Raw genomic sequence first — 21436 nt, forward strand, 5'->3', positions numbered from 1 at the left:
TGCTAATGGGTGAATTGACGACAGACCTGATCAGGAAGCTGCACCAGAAAAAGTACCGTCAGCAGGCGGGATATTTTCTTGCGGAGGGTGAGCATCTGGTTCAGGAGCTGGAGAAAGCTTCTGCGTTCAATGTTGCCCTGCAGGCGAGTGAATTGCTGGTAACAGAGCGTTTTGAAGGCTGGCCAGGACGTCTTCGAAAACGTGTGGTCAGCGATGCACTCATGAGCAAATTGTCAGATACGCGCTCACCGCAGGGAATCATAGCCTGTGTGCCAATAGCCGCGATTCAGTCTTGCAGTGGGGCAGCGGAAAAAGCGGAACGCTCAGTCTACTTTCATGAAATACAGGATCCCGGCAATTTGGGCACCATACTGCGCACACTGGCGTGGTTCGGTGGTTTTCGTTGTCTGTTAAGTCCGGGCAGTGTTGATCCATTCAATAGCAAGGTGGTTCGTGCCAGCATGGGGGCAATCTTCCATGTGCCTGTTGAATGTGACATTACGCCCGGGCAGCTGCAGCTGCGCCACGCGGATATCGCCTGTCTCGGCATGCAGGGCGAGTCGCTGAAGTCGGCAGCGTTCCGACACAGCCGTTGCCTGGTATTTGGAAATGAGGCACGAGGGCTGCCATCGGATTTGATTTCAATGACAGGTGCGACCGTTTATTCGATTCCGGGCAGTGGTGCCATTGACTCACTAAATCTTGCCAGTGCGGTCAATATGAGCATCTACGAACTTATGCGCTGATCTGTTTGTGGTCAGCTCCCATGCGCTGTACATCATTGTGTCCTGCTACACTGACTGCATTTCGACCGGTCCGTTTGCTGTGGTACAGAGCGCTGTCAGCACGCGCCACCAGAGCGTCGACGGAGCCATCTTCAGGCTCACGGCAAGCGACCCCGGCGCTGATTGTGAGAGAGAATTCCTGACCGTCGGTAGAACTGTATTTGTGATCACTGATTGTCTGCTGAATGCGCTGAGCTGCTTCCACGGCATCCTCCAGTGCGGTATCCGGCAATAGAACAGCAAGTTCTTCACCGCCGTGGCGCGATGCTAAGTCTTCTGGGCGAATGGATTGTCTTATCAGCGTAGCTGCCTGAGCCAGCACTCGATCGCCGGTTTGGTGCCCGTAGGAATCATTAAGTTTTTTAAAGTGGTCAAAGTCCAGCAGTATCAGAGAAACCGGCTGGCTTCTTCGCTCGCTCCGTGACCACTCTTCCTGCATCCGCTGGTATAAATGACGCCGGTTGGACAGCTGCGTCAGATCATCCGTGTGGGCCTGTGCCTGCAATCGGCTGTTTAGCGATTCCAGGGTCTGTTGTGTTTGTTCAACCGTGTGTTGCAAGTGTTTATCCCGAGTGATGTCTCGCAACAGCACGATCTGACCTTTGGCCGGTCCGTCCAGACTCTGGACTGGGCTCATACGTATATCAAGCCATCGACCGTCTGTCAGTCGGGTCTCGCTGTGATCCGTTCCCGTTGCTAATGCACCCTTCGGCAGGGCATCTGACAGAGGTTTGCCAAACACGATAGCCTCAGCGCCGAGCAAGGATTTTGCTGCGGCATTAGCATCGGCGATAAGCCCCTGATCATCAATGGTAATAACACCATCTTCGAGTTTGTCGAGGATGTGCCGCCTGGCGATTGGCAGGACAGAGAACACTTTGTGCTTTAGCGCTGACATCAGAATCAGGCTGGCAAGGGCGAACCCCAGAGGCGTCGGATCTATGGGTAGCAGCTGCACTCCGAAAATGAAGGGCAGGTTAAGTGTGAGGACCATCAGAGGCGCTGAGATCACGTAAAAAAACTGCCGCCGGTGACCCGGCAGAAAACCAATTCGGTTGGCCAGAATCACCGTACCTATGGTGACCGCGCTGTAACTGTAGGCGACGTAAACTTTGAACCAGGGGCCGTAGGTGATATCCAGGCCTACCGAGTCGGTTCGCGGCTGAAAATCAGCCCAGAGCTGACCGTGATAGCTGTTGGTGAACGCCAGCAAAATGGTGACAGCGGGTGGTATCCAGATCAGAGGGACCCAGCGCCTGACGATCCGGTCATAGCCGGCGTAACACAGCGACGCGGAAAACCAGAGCACTGGCACTGATGCAATGGCGACATATTGCAGCTGTGCGATGAAATAGCGGTAATCCAGGTTCTGCCACAATAGACTTGCCCATTGCCCTGCGCACCACCAGGCTACCATGCCACCCATGGCGGCCATGTACTGTCCGGCGGGAGGCCGCATGAACATGCTGGTTTGACGGGTCACGTACAGACAGATCACCGTGCCCAATAATGAAGGCAATATCCACCAGGTCATAGGTGCTCAGGTTTACAGGTTTATTGATGGGTGCAGTCTTACAGACCCGCAGGTCTACGTCAATTTGTTGAGAATTGTAAATTGGCAAGGCGAGCGTACAGCGCGTTAGTTGCCATCAGTTCATCGTGACTGCCAAGTGCCACTAGTTGTCCTTTATCCATGACCGCAATGCGGTCGACATTCCTGACCGTCGCCAGACGGTGAGCGATGATGATGGTGGTGCGCCCGGGCATCAACTTCTCAATAGCCATTTGGACGTTTGACTCGCTTTCGGCATCCAATGCACTAGTAGCCTCGTCCAGCAAGAGGATGCGGGGGTTTTTCAGGATGGCGCGGGCGATGGCCAGGCGCTGCTTTTGACCGCCGGACAGCCGAATACCCGCCTCTCCCAGATAGCTGTGCCAGGTGTCTGGCAGCCGTTCGATAAACTCGCTGGCATAGGCCGCCTCGGCTGCCGCGTGAACCTCGGCATCACTGGCATCGGGGCGCCCGTAACGAATATTTTCCATGACAGTGCCGGTGAACATGGCCGGTTGCTGGCTAACCAGAGCGATATGCTGGCGAAGATCAAGTGGGTCAACATGACGGATATTGATGCCGTCGAGTAGAATTTCACCACTGTCAGGGTCGTAAAAGCGCAAAACCAGGTCGAGGAGTGTCGATTTGCCGGCGCCGGAGGGTCCGACCAGTGCAAGGCTGGAGCCCGCCGGGACGCTCAGATCCAACCCGTCGATAGCTGGCTGTCCAGGCCGTGTCGTGTAAGTAAATTTCAGTCTGTTGATGGCCAGCTGGCCGGCGATCTCTGCGGGCAGCGGTACCACCGGGTCTGGCGTGGTAATCAGCGACTCGGCGTTCAGCAGCTCCATCAGTCGCTCGGTTGCGCCCGCAGCTCTCTGCAGGTCGCCAATTACCTGGCTGATCGCGCCCACGGCAGAGGCCACCATGACTGCGTAAACAACAAAGGCGGTCAGTTCACCTGCTGTCATGCGTCCGCTGATCACGTCCTGGCCACCAACCCAGATCATCGCCGCCAGCGCCGCAAACACCAGGGTCATGACCAGTGCAATCATGATGGAGCGGGCTTTAACCTGTGCCAGTGCGACATCAAATGCCCGTTCGACGTATTCGGCAAAGTGACGTCTGTCAGTGGCCTGGTGGTTGTAGGCCTGAACGGTTTTTATCTGCTGAATGCTTTCGCCAACATATGCCCCAACGCTGGCGATCTCGTCCTGCGTGTGACGTGATAGCTTTCTGACGCGTCGACCGAACAGGACAATAGGACCGATTACCAGAGGTATGCACAACAACACTACAGAAGTCAGACGTGGGTTCGTAATGAACAGAAAGATGACACCACCGATCAGCAGCAAAAGATTGCGCAAGGCGATGGAGGCAGAGGAACCTATGACGGTCTGCAGCAAAGTGGTATCTGTCGTAATCCGCGACTGTATTTCGCCACTGCGGTTATCCTCAAAATAACCCGGATGCAAAGACAGCAGGTGACCGAACACTGCCTGGCGAATATCTGCCGTCACCCGCTCACCCAGCCAGGACACCCAGTAAAAGCGAGCAAAGGTGCCGAATGCCTGCAGCAGGGCGACCACAACAAACCCGGTTATTGCCGTGCCCAGTGATTGACTGGAGCCTGCGACAAAACCTGCATCAACGATGATGCGAACATACTGCACCAGGCCCAGTGTAATGGCTGCCGTGAAGATGAGTGCCAGCAGAGCGAGCAGAATCTGGCGTGAGTATGGGCGTACAAACCGAAGAGCTTGTAGCAGGGGAGATTGATTACGATCAGGCGGGTTTGTCATGGCAGAAGTCTGTCATGCAATGTTCGGCGCGGCAAGCTCCCCTTTGGTCGCAACTCGGCTGAACCAAGTTGAGTCGCTGGCAGCGCTGCACTATGCTGATTGCGTCACTCATAAAGGAGACCCGATCATGTTAAAACACACTTTGCTTCAATGGCGCGCACCAGCGATATTGGCATCCGCTCTTTTTGCCCTGACACTCAGTCATGTGTCTGCCGCGCAGGACCATCAGATGTCAGCGATGGCCGAGATGGAAGACACGATCACTGTGGGCAGCAGTGCATTCGATCACCATGGCACCATACCGCTGGCCTATACCGCCTATGGCGACAATCTGGTGCCACAGATTACCTGGGCTGATCTCCCGGAAGGTACTGAGCAGCTGGCCCTGGTAATGGACGATCCGATTGCACCGACGCCCCAGCCATTTGTCCACTGGGTTGCCTATAACATTCCCGCTGCGGCTGGTGAAATTCCTGAAGGGCTGCCGCGTGACGCGCAGGTGACTACGGTTCCCGCCCTGGCCGGTATGATCAACGGTATCAACGGCATACGCCAGACTGGATACTTTGGCCCGCGTCCGCCGGTGGACGGCAAGCTGCACGCCTATCACTTCCGCATCTATGCGCTGGATACCGCTCTGAATCTGCCCGAGGGCCTCAACAAGGCTGACTTGCTTGCGGCGATAGAAGGTCATATTCTGGGCACCGGTATGCTGATGGGACACTATCAGCGCGAAGAATAATGCTGAACGTAGAATGATGCTTGAAGTGGTGGCTGTCAGTGCGGTCATCACTGGCCTTCCTGCTCGCTGCAACAGCCCATAACAATAACAGTAAATGAGGTAAGCATGAACGAGCACGATACCAAAGCCAGTATGCGCAAAGTCGCTCTGACCTCGCTGGCGGGTACATCCATCGAATGGTATGACTTCTTTTTGTACGCGTCCGCTGCGGCCATTGTTTTTCCAGTACTGTTTTTCCCCTCTGATATGCCACCCACGGTGGCACTGATTGCCTCCTTCAGCACCTTTGCCATAGGCTTTATTGCCAGGCCACTCGGCGGAATCATTTTTGGTCACTTTGGCGACCGCATCGGTCGTAAGCGGGTTCTGGTGATTGCGCTGATGATGATGGGCGTGGCGACGACACTGATTGGCCTGCTGCCGAGCTACGAAACGGCTGGCGCGCTGGCGCCATTGACGTTGATCATCCTGCGCTTTGTACAGGGCCTGGCCATCGGCGGTCAGTGGGGAGGTGCCATGTTGCTCGTTACCGAGTCAGCACCGGCAAATAAACGTGGCTGGTATGGAGCCTATGCCCAGGCTGGTGCGCCGATCGGGGTCATTCTGGCGAATCTGGCTTTCCTGAGTATCAGCTATTCTGTGTCTGAAGAGGCCTTCATGAGCTGGGGCTGGCGGGTGCCGTTCCTGGCCAGCATTGTCCTGATAGGCATCTCCATGTATGTCCAGCTGCATCTTGAGGATACACCGGCGTTCAAAGAGCTGGCTCGACTGAAGCAGCAACGGGCAAGCCAGAAGTCCAGCCTGACCAGCGGTGAGCCGCTGCAGTCACCCGAGGAAGCACTGGCGGAGGTGATTGCCGACAGTCCGCCCGGGCCCGTTCGTTCGCCCGTGCTCGAGGCCCTGCGACTTTACCCTGGGCGCATCTGTCTGGCGGCGGGTGCCTTCCTGTCTATCCAGGTCACTTTTTATATTCTTATTGCGTTTGTTGTGGCCTATGGCAGCAGTCCTGATGGTGTGGGGCTGTCGCGCAATACCCTGCTGGCGGCGGTACTGATTGGCTCAGCCATTCAGGTGCCATTCCAGTTCTGGGCGGCCGGTTATTCTGATCGTCATGGCCGGCGTCGAATATTCATGCTCGGTGCACTGTTGACCGGGTTGTGGGGCTTTGCGCTGTTCCCTCTCATAGATACCGGTAACTTTGCCATGATTCTGCTGGCTATCACTGGCGGCCTTGTCTTCATGGGGATGCAGTATGGACCGCAGGCAGCGTTTTTTACCGAACTGTTCTCAACGCATGTGCGTTACTCGGGAGCGTCGCTGGGTTACCAGATTGGTGCCATCGTCGGCGGCGCATTGGCACCCACGATTGCAGTCCTGCTATGGACAGAGTATGGCGTGTTTTTTGTCTCTGTCTACATTGCTTTGGCTGGTGCGTTGACGCTGGGGTCGGTGTGGCTGCTGACGGAAACCCACGGCACCGATATTCACAGCTAAGCCACTATATGACGTAGATGGACAGCAGCAGGAACACGGCAACCACGGAAGTGACAATCAGGCGCGTGCGGAAATAGGTCTTACTGATGACCGCACGCAGCCTGAGTCGTGTATCGATATACAACAGCCCGATAAACACCAGCAGTGCGAGCATCAGGAAAATGTCGACGGGCAGGATCAGCCAGGCGACCCACAGCATCACGGTAAGGATGTTGCTGATAATGAACAGGTTGGTGAATTGTCCACTGGGCTGCTGGAGATACTGCCCCCAGTGGACGCCACACATAAACACTGCGATTACCAATGTATAACTGCTCAACAGTGCCGGCACGCTCCCCAGAAATGGCAGGCTGAGGATGTCCAGCGCAAGAAAAATGGCGCAAAGCACAAACGGCAGGGTGCCCAGCAGCGCCAGTTTCGATGTCATTGGCAATGGCATTTTCATAGCAGACCCTCACTGTGAGTTTCTCACAGTGTGCCCTTAAACCGACCGGGTTGCCAGTGCCGGTGTTATGCCAGCGGCGCTCCGCGCCGGTCCGATAACCGCCAGTTGCCCCAGCAACAGCAGCGCCAGCATACCTATCGGTGCATAGAACCAGTCGATACGCGGCATGTTAAAGGTCTGCACAAGAAACATGTTGAACCCGACAGTCATGATGGCGCCAAGCGTCACGCCTGCCGCGCTGATGATCAGGTTCTCGGTCATGAAATAACGCAGAATACTGAAGCGCGTCGCGCCCAGTGCCCGACGTGTACCGATCTGTTTGCGACGACGATTGATACTGAATACTGCCAGTCCAACGATTCCCATCGCGGTAATGAACATCAATGTGCCGATAACAACTTTCAGAATCGTGGTCATCAGGGAGTCAATGCGATAGCTCTCGGTCCGGGTGTACTCCAGCGACTGGTTGTTGCGCAATATTCGCTGATGTGGCGCGGCCGCGAGACGCTCTTCGACCTCTACCATCAGTTCATCCCGGTAGCCTGGTTCGGTGCGAACCAGATAGGTGGTGCTGTTATCAAGTGTGATTTCGGGCGTCAGCATTGAATTTTCAACGTAGGTGAATGTTGGCCACGGTGCCTGTAATCGATCAACGATGCCGACCACGCGCAGTGCCGAACCATCAGGTCCGTAGATATTCTGGTTGAGCGCCTGCCGCCAGTCATCAGGATACAAGGACTCGGCCATTGCCTGAGACAGAATTGTCTCAGTAGGCTGACGCTCGTCCGTGGGTGTGCGTCGCACAATCTGTTGCGGTGTGAATGGGACACCTGCAACCAGGCTGAGATCCATGGCCTCCAGAAAGTGATCATCCACACGGTAGATGGCGGCGGGTACCAGCATATCGCGTCGGCCCGGCTCCAGGCTGTAACCGCTTGAAGAGCCGCTGCCGCTGACCGGAATCTGATTGGTGACCATAGCATCGATCACGCCGGGCAGTTGCCGGATCATATTCAGGTCTTCATCGACGACGACACTTTCATTAAAGCTGTTGCCGTAACCGATACTGCTGATATGAAAGGTGTTGGCTTCGTCCAGACCGCTGGGGCGCGCCATATTGGCAGCGCGGTCACTGATGATGTAAACCGCATTGACGATGACTGTCATCGTAAAGGCTATCTGCAGCGCAATCAGGATGACACCCAGCTTGTTGCGCAGCAGTGCGCGGGTAATAGGTCCCAGTTCCATGTTTGTCTCCTATTGCGTCTTCAGATGAATGGCGGGGTTGATATTGCATGCACGCCAGATCGGATACAGCCCGGCGATAATCGTACTGACAATGGCCAGCAGGATGGTCACGGCGATTACCGTAAAATTGATCGTGATCCATTGCGTGGGCGCTTCCGGCCCCAACAATATCTTGATGCCTTCCAGGCCGATGGCAGCCACGCCCAGGCCCAGCACGCCACCCAGGGCGCCGATAAAGCCTGCTTCAATAGTATGCTGTATGAACAGCGATCCCTTGCCGGCTCCCAGAGCCTGACGGACACCGATTTCACCAGATTTGCCGAGAAACTTGGAGAGCAACAGCCCGACTGTGTTCAGCAGACACACCGCCAGCAACATCGCTGCAAGTGCTGAAAGTATCCGTGTTTCATCTGGCTGCACTTCGTTATAGACCATCCACTCGTTGACGTCGTAAAGCCGCTTGTCTACCGGGAACTGCATACGGCCGAACTCACGCTGCTGGGCAACATAATTATTGACCAGGTTCTGGTAGCGGTCGAAAGTCTGCTGGTCCGGCAGCTCCACCCAGAACTGAACCCAGGCACACTCGGCATTCAGGAAGGCTTCGAAGCTTGAGTTCTCTGGCGCGGCCCAGCAGTTGGTGTTGCCTGAGCGACGCAACTGTTGACCGGCGATCAATGACCAGGGGATGTAGGCTTCTTCGCCAATGTCGATGGGACCGTTATTGACATCGTAAAACTTGGGTGTGGGTGTCCAGTAGTCCAGCACGCCAATAACGGTAAAGACCAGGCCGTCCATGTTGATGGTTTCACCCACCGAGTCGGCACCGCCAAAAAGTCTCTCGTTAAGTTCCTGGCTCAAGACAACTACCTGGCGCTGGCCGTCATCCGAGGCGCGATCCCAGGCATTACCATATTGAAATGGGACGTCGAACATCGCAAAAAAATCCGCCGAGCTACCACGGCCATTCACAAAAAATGGCCGCAGATCATTGCCCGGCGGTTCAAGGATGGCGACAAATTTCGACGTGGCAGTACGTCGCAAATCGTTGCTTTGCTCCAGCATCTCAACGGCATCACGGTAGGTGAGCTGAGGTGGTGGCTCAAAATCGACGACGTCAGGATCGCCGTAGTCGAACTGGATGTGGTAGAGCTGGTCACTCTTGTGCGGAATCGGGTCGCCCCCCAGCACGTAGTTCAGTGTGAACACCACCATATAGGCGCCAACGCCGACCGCGACCGCAAGCACCATCAGTGAACTGAGGATCGGGTTGCGGCGATAGCTGAGCGCGGCGAGTCTGACATAGTACATGAACATGGCTAGTCTCCCGGTTCAGGCCGCGCGGGCTTTGCTGTTGCGATCATCGCTTTTTATCTGGCCGTCCAGAATATGAACATTGCGATGGCTTCTTGCTGCCAGTGAAGGGTCATGTGTCACCATGATTATGGTGGTGCCTTGCTGATTGATCTGCTCCAGCAACTCCATCACGCCTTCGGCGGTATTGGAGTCGAGGTTGCCGGTTGGCTCGTCGGCCAACAGGAAGCGCGGCTCGCCAACCAGGGCTCGCGCGATGGCGACTCGCTGCTGCTGACCACCGGAAAGCTGGGACGGCAGGTGGCGCTGGCGATTAGCCAGGCCGACAGCTGCCAGGGCATTCTCGATGCGCTCCTTGCGGACTTTTGCACTGACACCGCGATAACGCAGCGGAACATCGACATTGTCGAACAGATTCAGATCAGGCATCAGATTAAAGCTTTGGAAGATAAATCCTATTTTCTGATTGCGCAGTCTTGCCCGTTGCGCGTCACTGAGACTGGAGACATCTTCACCGTCCAGCAGGTACTGTCCCGATGTGTAGGTTTCAAGCAGGCCTGCCAGATTGAGGAAGGTTGTTTTGCCGCAGCCCGAAGGCCCGGTGATCGTGACAAACTCACCCTCTTCGACGTGCAGCGAAAAATCGCGCAGGGCATGGGTCTGGACTGTGTCAGTTCGGAACACCTTGTTTATGCCGGTCATTTTGAGCATGTCTTGTTCTCCTTAGTTATTGATCAGTACTGTATCCGCACCATTAAACAGATCGGTGCTGGATACCACGATGGTGTCGCCCGCTTGCAGGCCGTCGAGTATTTCAATGCTGCTGAGGCTGGTTGCGCCCATCACGATTGGCGTGCGGTACGCCATTCCATCGCGCACTACGTAGGCAACGCGTCCGTTGCCGCTTTCCACAAACTGTCCTCTTGGTACCATCAACACGTCCTGCTTCTGCTCAAGCAGGATACGTGTGGAAAGACGCTGGTTCTGTCGCAGGCCGTCGGGAACTGGCTGTTCAAAGCGAAGTCTGGCGGTGACCTGGTTGTCGATAATCTCGGGGGATATCGCTACCAGGGTGGCGTTGTTGACCTGGTTGCCACTGCGCACGTCAGCTACCATGCCGATTGCCAGGTCGTCCACGTAGGACTCTGGTACCAGCACCTCAATTTCGAAAGCAGACAGATCTACAACACTCATGACCGGTTGATTGCGAATGACATTGGTCTTCTGGTCGACCAGCAGATTGCCGACAATGCCGTCGACCGGAGATATCAGGGTTAAGGAGTTGACCTGGCGCTCAACGTCCTCCACCAGCAGTTTTTGCTGGTCTACGTCCAGCTGGCGGGTCTGCAGTTCAAACTCAAGTCGATTATTGTCCAGTTCGGCATCCATCTCGGCGTGACGGTGGAGAACCTCTGCCGTCTCAAGGTCATCCCTGGCTCTGTCGAGTTCCACCGCTGTATAGGCGCCCTGGTCAAAGGCCTGCTGCGCGCGTGCAAGTTCGCGGCGCGATGCTTTAAGTGTGATACCTGCTGAATCCAGAGCTTTCTGGTTCTCCAGCTGTTGCTGCTGGGTGCTGATATTCTGTCGCTGATATTCAACTTCCAGAGATGCCAGGCGTGATTTTTCCTGCAGAAGGCGATTCTGTAGTTCAGGGCTATCGATGGTGGCGAGGACCTGACCACTTCTGACACTGTCTCCAGATTCCACGGCAAAGGTGATAGTGCCCATGTCACTCGCATATAAAACGGGGCTGACCGCTGCCACAACGCGGCCCTGCACGGAGATATCCCGTACAAAGTCGCCGCGGGTGACAGTGGCCAGCCTCAGGCGGGACTCGGAAACAGATTCTTGTGCCTGGCTCCAGCGCTGAATTGCTGGTGCGGTCATCCAGACGGTCATCAGCAATACTGCAGCACCAAAGGAGATCCACAGCAGTCTGGTGCGTCGCGGACGTGGCTCCAGGATCGTATCCTGGGAGGTTGTATCGGAAATCTTCATCAATCTCTCGAATTTTTATTGAACATTAGCGATAGACGTAGCTATTGCCGGAAACGTTTAACGACTGGTAAAAAAGTTTCTGCTGTATCGATTGACTGATGGTGCTTCATCGTCTGGTCGGAATCAGCAGCTTGATGCCAGTCTCTGCATGATAGAGATAGCAAGATCGGGGCCAAGAAAATAAAGTTAGGGAAAACAGATTCTTAGACGATTTTTAATAAAGCCGAGAGTGGTGGGATTGACCAAAAGTTGTAATGCAGGCCAATGCTTTAGCGAAAATGAAAGATAAAAAAAGGGGCCCTTAAGCCCCTTTTTGTTGAGTGATTCGATACGAATCAGTTGCTAATGGCCTGCTGTACCACGCGCTGTGCAGTGCTGTTGTCGAACGGTGCGCCACGGGGGCCACCACGTTTCTGCTCCATGTAAATCATGAAGTAGTCGTTGTAGGGGTCAACCGCAAACAGTGTGCCGCCTATACCGCGCCAGCCAAAGTTGCTGCCGGCATCAGGGTTGGCCGGATCATTCGGTTGCAGGTGGAAGCCCATGCTCCAACCACCGCGATTGCCGTAAAAGAAGTATTCACGGGATACATCAGGCGTGATGCGCTCTTCTTTCATCCACTCGAGCGTTTCTTCTTCCAGTATGCGTGCACCGCGATATTCACCATCGTTCAGCAGCATCTGCGCAAAACGGACATAGTCCTCAGTAGTGGAGTTCAGTCCGCCGCCGCCAGACAGATGGGCGCGAGCAACGGTATTGTCCGTCATTTCCCCATGGATGGGCTCGGCGATGCGAGCCGATTTTGCAGGATCCACGAAGAATGTCGTTTCGTCCATGCCCAGCGGTTCAAAAATCCGCTCATTAAGGATCTGATCCAGAGGCTGACCGGCAGCCACTTCCAGAACGGCGCCCAGCGTATCTGTCGAGTGCCCGTAGTGCCATGCGGTGCCTGGCTCAAACAGCAATGGCAACTGACCGATGGTGGCACCGAACTCGCGGTTGCTCAGGCTGCCATCAGCGGGAAGTGCCTCTTCATACATTTCTCCAAGCCGGGTTCCGGCCGCGAAAATTGACTGAACCAGTCCCGATTTATGAGTCAGCAGGTGTTCAACCGTCATCACGTTTTCGGCCGGACGCAGCTCGCCGGTTTCATTGTTGATGACCTGCATTTCTGCGAATTCGGGAAAATACTTGCTGACCGGGTCATCAACGCTAAGCAGGCCGTCTTCGACCATGGACATGGCGGCGACACTGATGATGGGTTTGGTCATCGAGTAAATTCGGAAAATGGTTTGAGCATCAATGGGTGTATCGTCGCCCGGACCCTGAGTGCCGACGGTTTCCAGCATGCCTACGCCGTCGTCATTGCCAACCAGCAAGAGGGCGCCGGCGATATGGTTGCCATCAACGGCTGCCTGCATCTGCGCACGAATCTCGGCAATTTCCTGATCGCTAATGCCAAAGTTATCGGCGTCGATCATCTTGATTGAGCTGCTGTCCTGTGCCGCGGCCCACGCCGAACCAAGCAGCAGGGCGGTTGCCAGCGCCGTGTGGCGCAGCATCTGAGGCATTGATAGTGCTTTCATGAAAGTTCCCCTGTCATTATTGTGAACTGATCATAATCCACCCTTTGATCAGACTCAATTGCAGTCGCTGGCAATTGCGTTGAACGGCTTATCGGGTGCCGTAGCGCGTGGTAGTATCGACCGGTCTATTCTAGAAACCGACTCCAGGAACCATAGTATGAAGCTCATCATTAAACTGCTGGCCGGCATTGTGCTGGGTATATTGCTGGGGCTGCTGGCGCCGCAGGGTCTGACCCGCATTCTTGTCACGGTCAAGGATCTGTTTGGTGAGCTGCTGTTTTTTACCATTCCGCTATTGATACTTTTTTATATCAGCAGCGGCATTGCCGCGCTACCGCGAAATTCCGGCCGGATGCTGGGACGCTCGCTTGGCTTTGCCTATCTGTCGACGCTGATCGCAGGTACGGCCGCTTTTATTGTTGCTGCGCTGATTGTGCCTGGTCTTACCTCCGCGCCCGATGTGCTGAACGGGGACGGCGCCGTGGTTCTGGAGCCCTACGTCACGGTGACTATCCCGCCGCTGTTTAATGTAATGACGGCCTTGATGCTGGCGTTCATCATGGGGCTTGGCATCAGCGCAACGCGTGCTGAGGGCCTGCAAAAGCTGGCTGATCAGGGGCGGGACATTATTCAGTGGCTGCTCGAGAAGGCGATTATTCCACTGCTGCCAGTATACATTGCAGGTGTGTTTGCCGAGATGGCCGCCGCAGGCACGGTGTTTGTCACACTGCGAACCTTCGGGGTGGTGTTGGCGATGGCGGTGATTCTGCACTGGGTCTGGATCGTGACACTGTTTTCAATTGCCGGGTTGCGCACGGGTCAGTCACCGGTCAGGTTGATTCGCAATATGCTGCCAGCCTATTTTACTGCGCTGGGTACCATGTCCAGTGCCGCCACCATTCCGGTGTCATTGATGTCCAGCAAGCGGAATGGTGTGCGTGAACAGGTTGCCGATTTTACCGTGCCGCTGTTTGCAACCGTGCATCTGTCAGGTTCGACAATCACAATCGTCAGTTGCGCCGTAGCCGTCATCAGCATGCAGAGTGGTCTTGATATTCCACCGCTCTCCCTGATGATTCCCTTTGTACTGACGCTGGGTGTGGTGATGCTGGCCGCACCGGGTGTGCCAGGCGGCGCAGTGATGTCGGCGGTCGGTTTGCTGGGGTCGATGCTTGGATTTGGGGAAACTGCACTTGCGCTGATGATTGCCCTTTACATGGCACAGGACAGCTTTGGCACGGCCTGCAATGTCACCTGTGATGGAGCTCTGTCATTGCTGGTGGATCACAGCGATGGTCCGGTTGAGAAGGCACAACCGAGCGTATAGATGTATTGCGTTGCAGCTGTTCGTCACCTGGAAGGTGCATTCAGCCACTGCTCGTCTGTAGCCAGATCGCCGTTCAGCGCATCAAGAAACGCTCGTAATTGACGCTTTTCAATGGCCCGCAGATTCAGAGGCTTCGCTTCATTGTGACCGATGACAGCTATGTCGGCGGCGACGTAGTGATCAATCACCTCTTCCAGTGTCGCGATCTGCCCGGCATGCATGTAAGGTGCCGAGTCTGCCAGGTTGCGCAGGCTGGCAGTTCGCTGTGCCCCAATCATGTCATCGCCGCCGCGTGCAAACTCCAGTTCGATACACTCGCTGGCATCTGCGTCACTGAACTTGCCTGTGCAGTTGAACGGGTCGCTGCGGGCCAGTCTCAGCCCTTCGGAGCGGCCCGCCGCCGGCAGGACGCCAGGTGCAGACAGCACAGCGGTGTTGTGAAAGTCATTGTTTGTGAACAGGGGGCCGTTGTGACAGTTGATGCACTGAGCCTTGCCGATGAACAGTTTCAGTCCTGCCAGCTGCGCGCGAGACATGGCTGAACTGTCAGTAACGCTGCTGCTATGCTGCAGGTCAGCAACGTAGTGATCGAACGCGGCTGGGCCAGGCAGCAATTTGCGCTGATAGGCGGCCAGCGCTTTGCCAATATTGGCAAAAATCAATGAGACCTCATGCCGGTCAGATTCGTCCATCCGCTGCCAGGCCAGTTTCGACTGCTCATCTCCCAGCGGCGAGGCCCGCGACGGAAAGCGGTCACTGTCTTCCAGAGCAGGCAGTTCGCCGAATAACTGTTCGTAGCTGTCACGATAGCTGTCAGTGGAGCTGATCAGTCGTGCCACTTCCATCCGGGTCGTACCGTGTTCGCGTGCATCTTCCAGCGGTGCCAGCGCCTGCGACCAGAGACTGTCCTTGCGTCCGTCCCAGAAATACCAGCGGCTGTAGGCAGCACCTGCCAGCGGCATGGTATTGCGCTCGGTTGCGCTGATACCAACGGCAACGCGTCTGCCGTCGGTGAACCCGGCTGTTGGCATGTGACAGGTCGCACAGGAAACTTCATTGTTGGCACTGAGACGGGTGTCGAAGAAAAGCTGGTGGCCGAATCTGGCGGCCAGCGGGTCATCAGCAACTGCATTCCCGGTATCATCCGGCAGCGGCGGCAACTGCGAGAGTGCCAGAGATTCGATCAAAGCGCGTTGCTCATCACTCCAATGTGAAGGCAATGGCACAGGCACCCACTGCCAGGCCAGATAGGTGAGCGCAGATAATAACAGGACGCCGACGAGTTTTGATTTCCGGGGCATTACGGTACCTGCCTGTTCACAAGTTCAACTCGACTTGTGCCCGATAGGTGGTCTCCTCAATTTGAATCAATAGTTCCAGTTGCCATAGGCCGGGCATGTGAAAGCGTACACCCTGCAATAAATACTGCCCGTCGCCGAGCTGCTGTGTTATACGAGGAGTGGTGGCAAGGCCATGGTCGTGTGTCGGCATGCCCCCAGTGACAGTTATATCGGCATTGTTGACAGCCTGGCCCTGTGTGTCGGTCAACGATATGACCCAGTCATGCATCTGATTGATTGTCAGCGGCTGCAGCTGGCTCTGCATCTCGATCTGCAGGCCGCTGGGTGTGGATTGTGTCTGCACAGTCGCGGCTTGTGCCGTAGATACAGCCAGCACCAGAGCAAGGCCTGTCAACCAATCCCTAATCCTGTTGGCGGTCATTAGCGAACTCCCCGTGTGTTTCGGTATCGCCAGGCGAGAAGCAATAATCCGGTTACGATCAGTACCCAAAGCCAGACTGGCAGTGCCGGGTCGCCCACACTGAATGGAAAGACGGCATGATACATGCGGTCCTGCTGCGGGTGTGGTGCAGAGACCACACCTATGAAATCGCCCGCATCCTGGAAGCTGTGCATTACCGTCAATACGCCATCTGGCTGGGGGCCAACGGACTGGTAGAAAACCGTGATGTCGTCAAGGTCGCCCAGTGCCTGAACGTCCGTTAGTTTGACAAAGCGGCCCAGCTCAGTGGTATTGCGAATAATCCTGAATTCGACGGGTACCTGGCGCAGCGAGTCATGCAGATATTCCATGACAAAAACGCTCTCACCTGTTGCCGGCAGATCTTCACAGTATTCACGATGGCCAGACCGCTCGGGCTGAAAGACGGTAAAGTGCGCGCTGTAGAAGTCCATGAATATGGTACAGCCCTCGCCAGCATCCACTACGCTGCCATGGGCGCTCACTCGTGCGGAAGGAGCGACCAGTATCATCAGTAACGCGGTTAACCAGAGCCCTTTATACATAGGTGGTGTTGTCGCATTTAATGTCTGTAGTGAGTTTTTGTTCCCTATTGAGCAGCAAATCTGTAATCAGATGACCGGACGATACGCCCGGGTCGTGCACCAGTCATTGCGCCATCATTCAATACCAGCTCGCCGGCGACCAGAACGTGGGTCGCGCCCTCCGAATATTGATGGGGATCGGCAAAGGTGGTCAGTTCCCGCACTCGGGCAATATCGAGCACGGCAATGTCGGCAACAGCACCTGGTTCCAGTATGCCACGGTCTGTCATATTCAGGCGCTGCGCAGGCATCTGCGTTACTTTGTGAATGGCAGTGTGCACGGGAATCACTTCCAGATCGCGGGCGTAATGACCAATCAGTCGCGCAAAGGTGCCGTAGTTGCGGGGATGTACCGCACGGCTGGAAGGTCCTTCCACACCGCCGTCCGATGCAATCATGGTGCGTGGATGGCGCATGATATTGTGCACATCCTCCTCAACCATGGCATGAAATACGGCGCTGCAGTTGCCTGCAGCGACCAGGTCCATCAGCAGTTCGGCCGCGTTGGCCTTGCTGACCTCCTGGCCCTGTTGAAGCAGAACCTGACTAAGATTCATGCCATTGAGGCTTTCGTCGTGCGGGCAACCTGCCAGCACAACATTAGCCGGGTCGTCTCCGCCGCGATCGACCTCTATGTTGTAGATAATGTCATTGCGCAGTCGCTGCCGCTGGGACGGGTCGGCCATGCGGGCCAGCAGAGCTTCGCGCCCGCCATCCAGCGCCCAGCCGGGGAACAGGATCATCAGATTGGTGGACGACGCTGTGTAAGGGTACTGGTCTATGGAGACATCGACGCCGCGCTCAATGGCTTCGTCAACTAGTCGCAGACTGTCTGCTGAGGCACCCCACATGGGGGCTCCTACGACCTTGTGGTGGGTCAGCTGTGTGGGCAGCCCCGCTTCTTCACCGATCAGGATTGTCTCTGCTACGCTATCGAGGAGCGCCAGGCCTTCCTCGCGCATGTGGCTGATGTACATGCCGTTGTATTGCCCGGCGACACGTGCCAGCTCCACCACTTCGTCGGTGTCGGCGAAACGGCCGGGTGCGTAGATGAGGCCCGACGACAGACCAAACGCCCCCTGTTCCATGCCGAGCGCAACCTGTTCGCGCATCAGTTCGAGCTCTTCCTCGGTGGGTGGTCGGTCGTCTTCGCCAACGACCAGCGCTCGTATCGAACCATGGCCGATAAAGCTGCCGAAGTTGATGGCCGGTGGCAGCGCTGCAATGGCTTCAAAGCTGGGTTCGAGAGGTACGGGCGAGCTGCCGTCGTTGCCTTCAATCACCGTTGTGACGCCCTGGCGAATCAGGTTTTCGGCATCAGGCCAGCCAAAGATGCCCTGATCGGGCTGATCCGACAGTGCATGACTGTGAATATCGATAAAGCCAGGCATGACGGCCAGACCAGTTACGTCTATCGCCTGCGTCGCCTGGTATTCACCCAGATTGCCGACGGCTGCGATGCGGTCGCCGTTAATTGCGATATCACCAATGAAGGGAGGCTCATCGGCGCCGGAGTAGAGCGTGCCGCCTTGCAATACCAGGTCGTACTGGGCTGGACTGGACGTAGCTGAGTCAGGCGCCGGGCTGTCGCCGCAGGCAACCAGGAGAGCGGCCACAATTGAGAGGAGTACTGAGCGATGTATTTTTATTATCATGTCTGAAATCTACGTTAAAATCGGCCATCGGTCTAGAGATGGTCACGGGATATGAAACACACTACCACAACTGAGCAAACTGGCCAGTCTGTCGAGCTTGATGTCGAGGCTCTGGAGCTGGAGCATATTCTCTACGGCAGCGACGCCTACTACCAGACGCTGGAGTTACGTGACCAGATTCTGCGAGCACCCCTGGGTCTGTCAATATGGGACGAAGACCTGAAACAGGAATCGGGGCAGCATCATTTTGCGTTTCTGGATACCAATGACCGTCCGCTCGCCTGCCTGGTCGCCGTCCCCCTCGGTGAACAACGCGTGAAACTACGTCAAATGGCGGTAGCTGAGATCTGCCGCGGCATGGGCCTGGGTCGCGCCCTGATGCAGCAGGTAGAACAGTTAATTCGTGACGCAGGTATGCTGGAAGCCAGTCTGCACGCACGAGTGAGTGCACAGGGGTTCTACGAACGCATGGGTTACAAGGCGCTTGGTGACGTGTTCACCGAGGTCACAGTCCCGCATGTGTTAATGGTCAAACAACTGAGCTGAACCGTTGTTATCAGCGCCCAACCGTTTTATTCTTGGCGGGATTCCCGAATTTTTCCCGGAGCTGAATAACATGTCACTGTCCAATTCATTGTCCGCCGAATGCTCGATTCGCTTTCGGCGCTGCGCACGAGCCACACTGCTGGTCGCAATTGCATCCTTTTCCGCTTCTGCCTTTGCGCAGCAGGTTCCAATCATCCAGCCAGGAGCGCCTGGCCAGGACAGCCGTGAGCTGACGGCCGCTGAGGCGACGAATCTGGCCACCATGGAGTACGTGGAGGCCGACGTGCGCTTCATGCAGGGCATGATTGCGCACCACCAGCAGGCCATCGAAATGTCTGCCCTGGTTCCAGATCGTGCGCAACGTGATTCAATCATGCAGCTGGCTGAACGTATCGCCCTGTCTCAGGACGATGAAATTGCCCTGATGCAGGACTGGCTGGAAGAACGCGGTGAGCCGACCGAGCTGCCGGACGGTGGCCACGGCATGCACCACGGACGCAATCACACCGGTCTGATGCCCGGCATGATAACCGAGGAAGAAATGGATCGGCTGGAGGCAGCCGAGGGCGCCGAGTTTGATTCACTGTTCCTTGAATTCATGATCAAACACCACGAGGGTGCGGTTGCCATGGTGGAAGACCTTCTGGACCAGCGGGGCTCGGCACAAAGTTCCGTGCTCTTTGAGTTCGCCAACGAGGTCACATCGGATCAGACCGCCGAGATCGAGCGCATGGAATTGATGCTGGCCGGATTTTCCCCCGACCCACGCGTCAATCTGGCTGCTGGCTTCCAGGACGCTGGTCAGGCCTCCATGAATATGAATCTGGTTGCTGCTCTGTCCAAGCCTGAGGGGTTCTATGACCCCGAGAATCCGGCCGGCCTGCCAATGAGCCGCGTGAGAGCGCTGGCATCTGGTGGACAGCAGGTTGCTGCCGAAGATGATGACGAAGAAGCCGAACCACGTCCCAGCCTGCTGGACTTTGCCAATACTGACCTGGCGTTCTCTGGAAATCAGGTGGTTGCAGGTAACTATCACGGCTTCAATATCTACAATATCGATAATCCGGTATCCCCGGAACTGCTGGCTTCAGTAGTCTGCCCGGGCGGTCAGGGTGACGTGACACTGTTTGAAAACCTGCTGATCATGTCAGTGGAGCAGACACGTGGTCGACTGGATTGCGGATTGCAGGGCATCGCCGATACGATCAGTGATGAGCGCTTCCGTGGTCTGCGAATTTTTGATGTCAGTGACATCACAAGACCACGTCAGGTGGCGGCCGTACAGACCTGTCGCGGCTCGCATACTCATACAGTGATACCTGACCCCGAAGATGACAGCCGCATTCTGGTTTACAACTCAGGTACCAGCGTCGTCCGAGATGGCGAAGAGCTGGAAGGCTGTGCGAATGACAACCCCTTCGAGAATCCGGAGACATCACGTTTCCGCATCGATGTGATCGAAGTGCCACTGGCCCGTCCGCAGGACGCGCGTGTTGTTAACAGTCCGTTCATTTTCTCTGACCCGAATTCGGGTGTGCTCGCCGGTCTGTGGGAGGGTGGCGATCACGGCCCCGGAACACAGCGCACCGCCGAGACCAACCACTGCCACGACATCACGGCCTACCCGGAATTGGGCCTGGCAGCAGGTGCCTGTTCAGGCAATGGCATCCTTCTGGATATCTCTGATCCGGAGAATCCCCAGCGACTGGACCAGGTGGTGGACACCGGTTTCGCATACTGGCACTCGGCCACATTCAATAATGACGGCACCAAGGTGATCTTCACTGATGAATGGGGTGGCGGTTCACGTGCCCGTTGTCGTGCGCAGGATCCGGACACATGGGGTGCCGATGCGATCTACGATATCGTTGATGGCAAGCTGCAGTTCCGCAGCTACTACAAGCTGCCAGCGCCGCAAAGCGAGCAGGAAAACTGTGTAGCGCATAATGGCTCGCTGGTGCCTGTGCCGGGCCGCGATATTCTCGCGCAGTCCTGGTATCAGGGTGGCATTTCAGTGGTGGACTTTACCGACTCCTCCAACCCGGTTGAAATCGCGTTCTTCGATCGTGGTCCAATCGATGAAGAAGAGCTGGTAATGGGTGGTTACTGGTCTGCGTACTGGCACAACGGTTATATCTACGGCACTGAAATTGCGCGAGGCCTGGATGTATTCGAGCTGGCCCCCAGTGACTACCTGTCTGAGAACGAACTGGCGGCAGCCTCGCTGCTGTCCAGCGGCGGTATCGTCAACGTACAGACGCAAAGCCGTCTGGAATGGCCTGCTGAGCCGGTTGTTGCGCGTGCCTACCTCGATCAGCTGCAGCGCAGCAATGTGATTGACGCGGGTCTGGCGGCGGCGCTGAATGACGCTCTGGCCCAGGCTGATTCGGCTCTGCAGTCCGGGAACAACAGCGCTGATGCGGCGCAGCAGTTGACCAATCTGGCTGCCAGCTTTGCAAGCGCTGCCAATGACAGCAGTGGAGCCACTCAACGCCGCTACGACGGCCTGGCTGATACGCTGGAAGGTATCGCAGCACGCCTGCAGTAAAGCACCGAACTGGCGCCGTGGCGGCTTCGTCACGGCGCCAGTTACACCCGTC

At 56.1% G+C, this 21436-nt stretch carries 18 protein-coding genes; 6 read left to right on the top strand and 12 right to left on the bottom strand.

Annotated elements, in window-relative coordinates; translation table 11 throughout:
* Nucleotides 1-14 precede the first annotated feature (14 nt).
* Complete coding sequence (locus QGM61_RS08160; RefSeq protein ID WP_237133388.1) at nucleotides 15-746, top strand: TrmH family RNA methyltransferase; 732 nt, start codon at nucleotides 15-17, stop codon at nucleotides 744-746.
* Here the strand turns inward: QGM61_RS08160 and QGM61_RS08165 are convergent.
* Together QGM61_RS08165 and QGM61_RS08170 are read right to left on the bottom strand one after the other, a co-directional pair.
* Nucleotides 736-2319 (bottom strand): diguanylate cyclase, encoded by a 1584-nt coding sequence (locus QGM61_RS08165; protein ID WP_281132645.1) that lies wholly within the window; start codon nucleotides 2317-2319, stop codon nucleotides 736-738. The genes QGM61_RS08160 and QGM61_RS08165 overlap by 11 nt on opposite strands.
* Before the next feature lie 59 nt (nucleotides 2320-2378).
* Nucleotides 2379-4136, bottom strand: coding sequence for an ABC transporter transmembrane domain-containing protein (locus QGM61_RS08170; protein ID WP_281132646.1), 1758 nt, complete (start codon nucleotides 4134-4136; stop codon nucleotides 2379-2381).
* Between the two features lie 127 nt (nucleotides 4137-4263).
* Here QGM61_RS08170 and QGM61_RS08175 point away from each other — a divergent pair, with 127 nt between their 5' ends.
* Together QGM61_RS08175 and QGM61_RS08180 are read left to right on the top strand one after the other, a co-directional pair.
* Nucleotides 4264-4878 carry a YbhB/YbcL family Raf kinase inhibitor-like protein gene (locus tag QGM61_RS08175; RefSeq protein ID WP_237132263.1) on the top strand — a complete coding sequence of 205 codons (615 nt, stop codon included), beginning with the start codon at nucleotides 4264-4266 and terminating at the stop codon, nucleotides 4876-4878.
* A gap of 105 nt (nucleotides 4879-4983) precedes the next feature.
* Complete coding sequence (locus tag QGM61_RS08180; protein WP_237132262.1) at nucleotides 4984-6372, top strand: MFS transporter; 1389 nt, start codon at nucleotides 4984-4986, stop codon at nucleotides 6370-6372.
* A gap of 4 nt (nucleotides 6373-6376) precedes the next feature.
* Here QGM61_RS08180 and QGM61_RS08185 read toward each other — a convergent pair whose 3' ends face one another.
* The 6 genes from QGM61_RS08185 to QGM61_RS08210 form a co-directional block, all read right to left on the bottom strand.
* Nucleotides 6377-6817 carry a DUF3429 domain-containing protein gene (locus QGM61_RS08185; RefSeq protein WP_281132647.1) on the bottom strand — a complete coding sequence of 147 codons (441 nt, stop codon included), beginning with the start codon at nucleotides 6815-6817 and terminating at the stop codon, nucleotides 6377-6379.
* A gap of 36 nt (nucleotides 6818-6853) precedes the next feature.
* On the bottom strand, nucleotides 6854-8065 hold the full coding sequence (locus QGM61_RS08190) for an ABC transporter permease (protein WP_237132260.1): 1212 nt from the start codon (nucleotides 8063-8065) through the stop codon (nucleotides 6854-6856).
* Nucleotides 8066-8074: 9 nt separating this feature from the next.
* Nucleotides 8075-9382 (bottom strand): ABC transporter permease, encoded by a 1308-nt coding sequence (locus tag QGM61_RS08195; protein WP_237132259.1) that lies wholly within the window; start codon nucleotides 9380-9382, stop codon nucleotides 8075-8077.
* Between the two features lie 15 nt (nucleotides 9383-9397).
* Nucleotides 9398-10090, bottom strand: a complete 693-nt coding sequence (locus QGM61_RS08200; protein WP_317622167.1) for an ABC transporter ATP-binding protein — start codon at nucleotides 10088-10090, stop codon at nucleotides 9398-9400.
* Between the two features lie 12 nt (nucleotides 10091-10102).
* The gene (locus QGM61_RS08205; RefSeq protein ID WP_237132258.1) at nucleotides 10103-11377 is read right to left on the bottom strand and encodes an efflux RND transporter periplasmic adaptor subunit; all 1275 of its coding nucleotides are present in this window, start codon (nucleotides 11375-11377) and stop codon (nucleotides 10103-10105) included.
* Nucleotides 11378-11712: 335 nt separating this feature from the next.
* Entirely contained in the window at nucleotides 11713-12963 is a 1251-nt protein-coding gene (locus tag QGM61_RS08210) for a serine hydrolase domain-containing protein (RefSeq protein WP_237132257.1), read from the bottom strand.
* Nucleotides 12964-13120: 157 nt separating this feature from the next.
* Here QGM61_RS08210 and QGM61_RS08215 point away from each other — a divergent pair, with 157 nt between their 5' ends.
* Nucleotides 13121-14290 carry a dicarboxylate/amino acid:cation symporter gene (locus QGM61_RS08215; protein ID WP_237132256.1) on the top strand — a complete coding sequence of 390 codons (1170 nt, stop codon included), beginning with the start codon at nucleotides 13121-13123 and terminating at the stop codon, nucleotides 14288-14290.
* Between the two features lie 23 nt (nucleotides 14291-14313).
* Here QGM61_RS08215 and QGM61_RS08220 read toward each other — a convergent pair whose 3' ends face one another.
* From QGM61_RS08220 to QGM61_RS08235, 4 genes are read right to left on the bottom strand one after another with little or no spacing between them, the layout of a single operon-like run.
* Nucleotides 14314-15591: a cytochrome-c peroxidase gene (locus tag QGM61_RS08220; protein WP_237132255.1), complete on the bottom strand. Its 1278-nt coding sequence runs from the start codon at nucleotides 15589-15591 to the stop codon at nucleotides 14314-14316.
* Between the two features lie 16 nt (nucleotides 15592-15607).
* Nucleotides 15608-15985 (bottom strand): FixH family protein, encoded by a 378-nt coding sequence (locus QGM61_RS08225; protein ID WP_281132648.1) that lies wholly within the window; start codon nucleotides 15983-15985, stop codon nucleotides 15608-15610.
* 26 nt (nucleotides 15986-16011) lie between these two features.
* A complete protein-coding gene (locus QGM61_RS08230; RefSeq protein ID WP_237132253.1) occupies nucleotides 16012-16596 on the bottom strand; it encodes a hypothetical protein in 585 nt (194 codons plus the stop codon).
* Nucleotides 16597-16640: 44 nt separating this feature from the next.
* A complete protein-coding gene (locus QGM61_RS08235) occupies nucleotides 16641-18290 on the bottom strand; it encodes an N-acyl-D-amino-acid deacylase family protein (protein WP_281132649.1) in 1650 nt (549 codons plus the stop codon).
* A gap of 51 nt (nucleotides 18291-18341) precedes the next feature.
* Here QGM61_RS08235 and QGM61_RS08240 point away from each other — a divergent pair, with 51 nt between their 5' ends.
* Nucleotides 18342-18836 (top strand): GNAT family N-acetyltransferase, encoded by a 495-nt coding sequence (locus QGM61_RS08240; protein WP_281132650.1) that lies wholly within the window; start codon nucleotides 18342-18344, stop codon nucleotides 18834-18836.
* Between the two features lie 70 nt (nucleotides 18837-18906).
* Nucleotides 18907-21384, top strand: a complete 2478-nt coding sequence (locus QGM61_RS08245) for a DUF305 domain-containing protein (protein WP_281132651.1) — start codon at nucleotides 18907-18909, stop codon at nucleotides 21382-21384.
* The last annotated feature ends 52 nt before the right edge of the window (nucleotides 21385-21436 follow it).

This window comes from Pseudohongiella sp. SYSU M77423, from assembly GCF_029911965.1.
Classification (GTDB): domain Bacteria; phylum Pseudomonadota; class Gammaproteobacteria; order Pseudomonadales; family Pseudohongiellaceae; genus Pseudohongiella.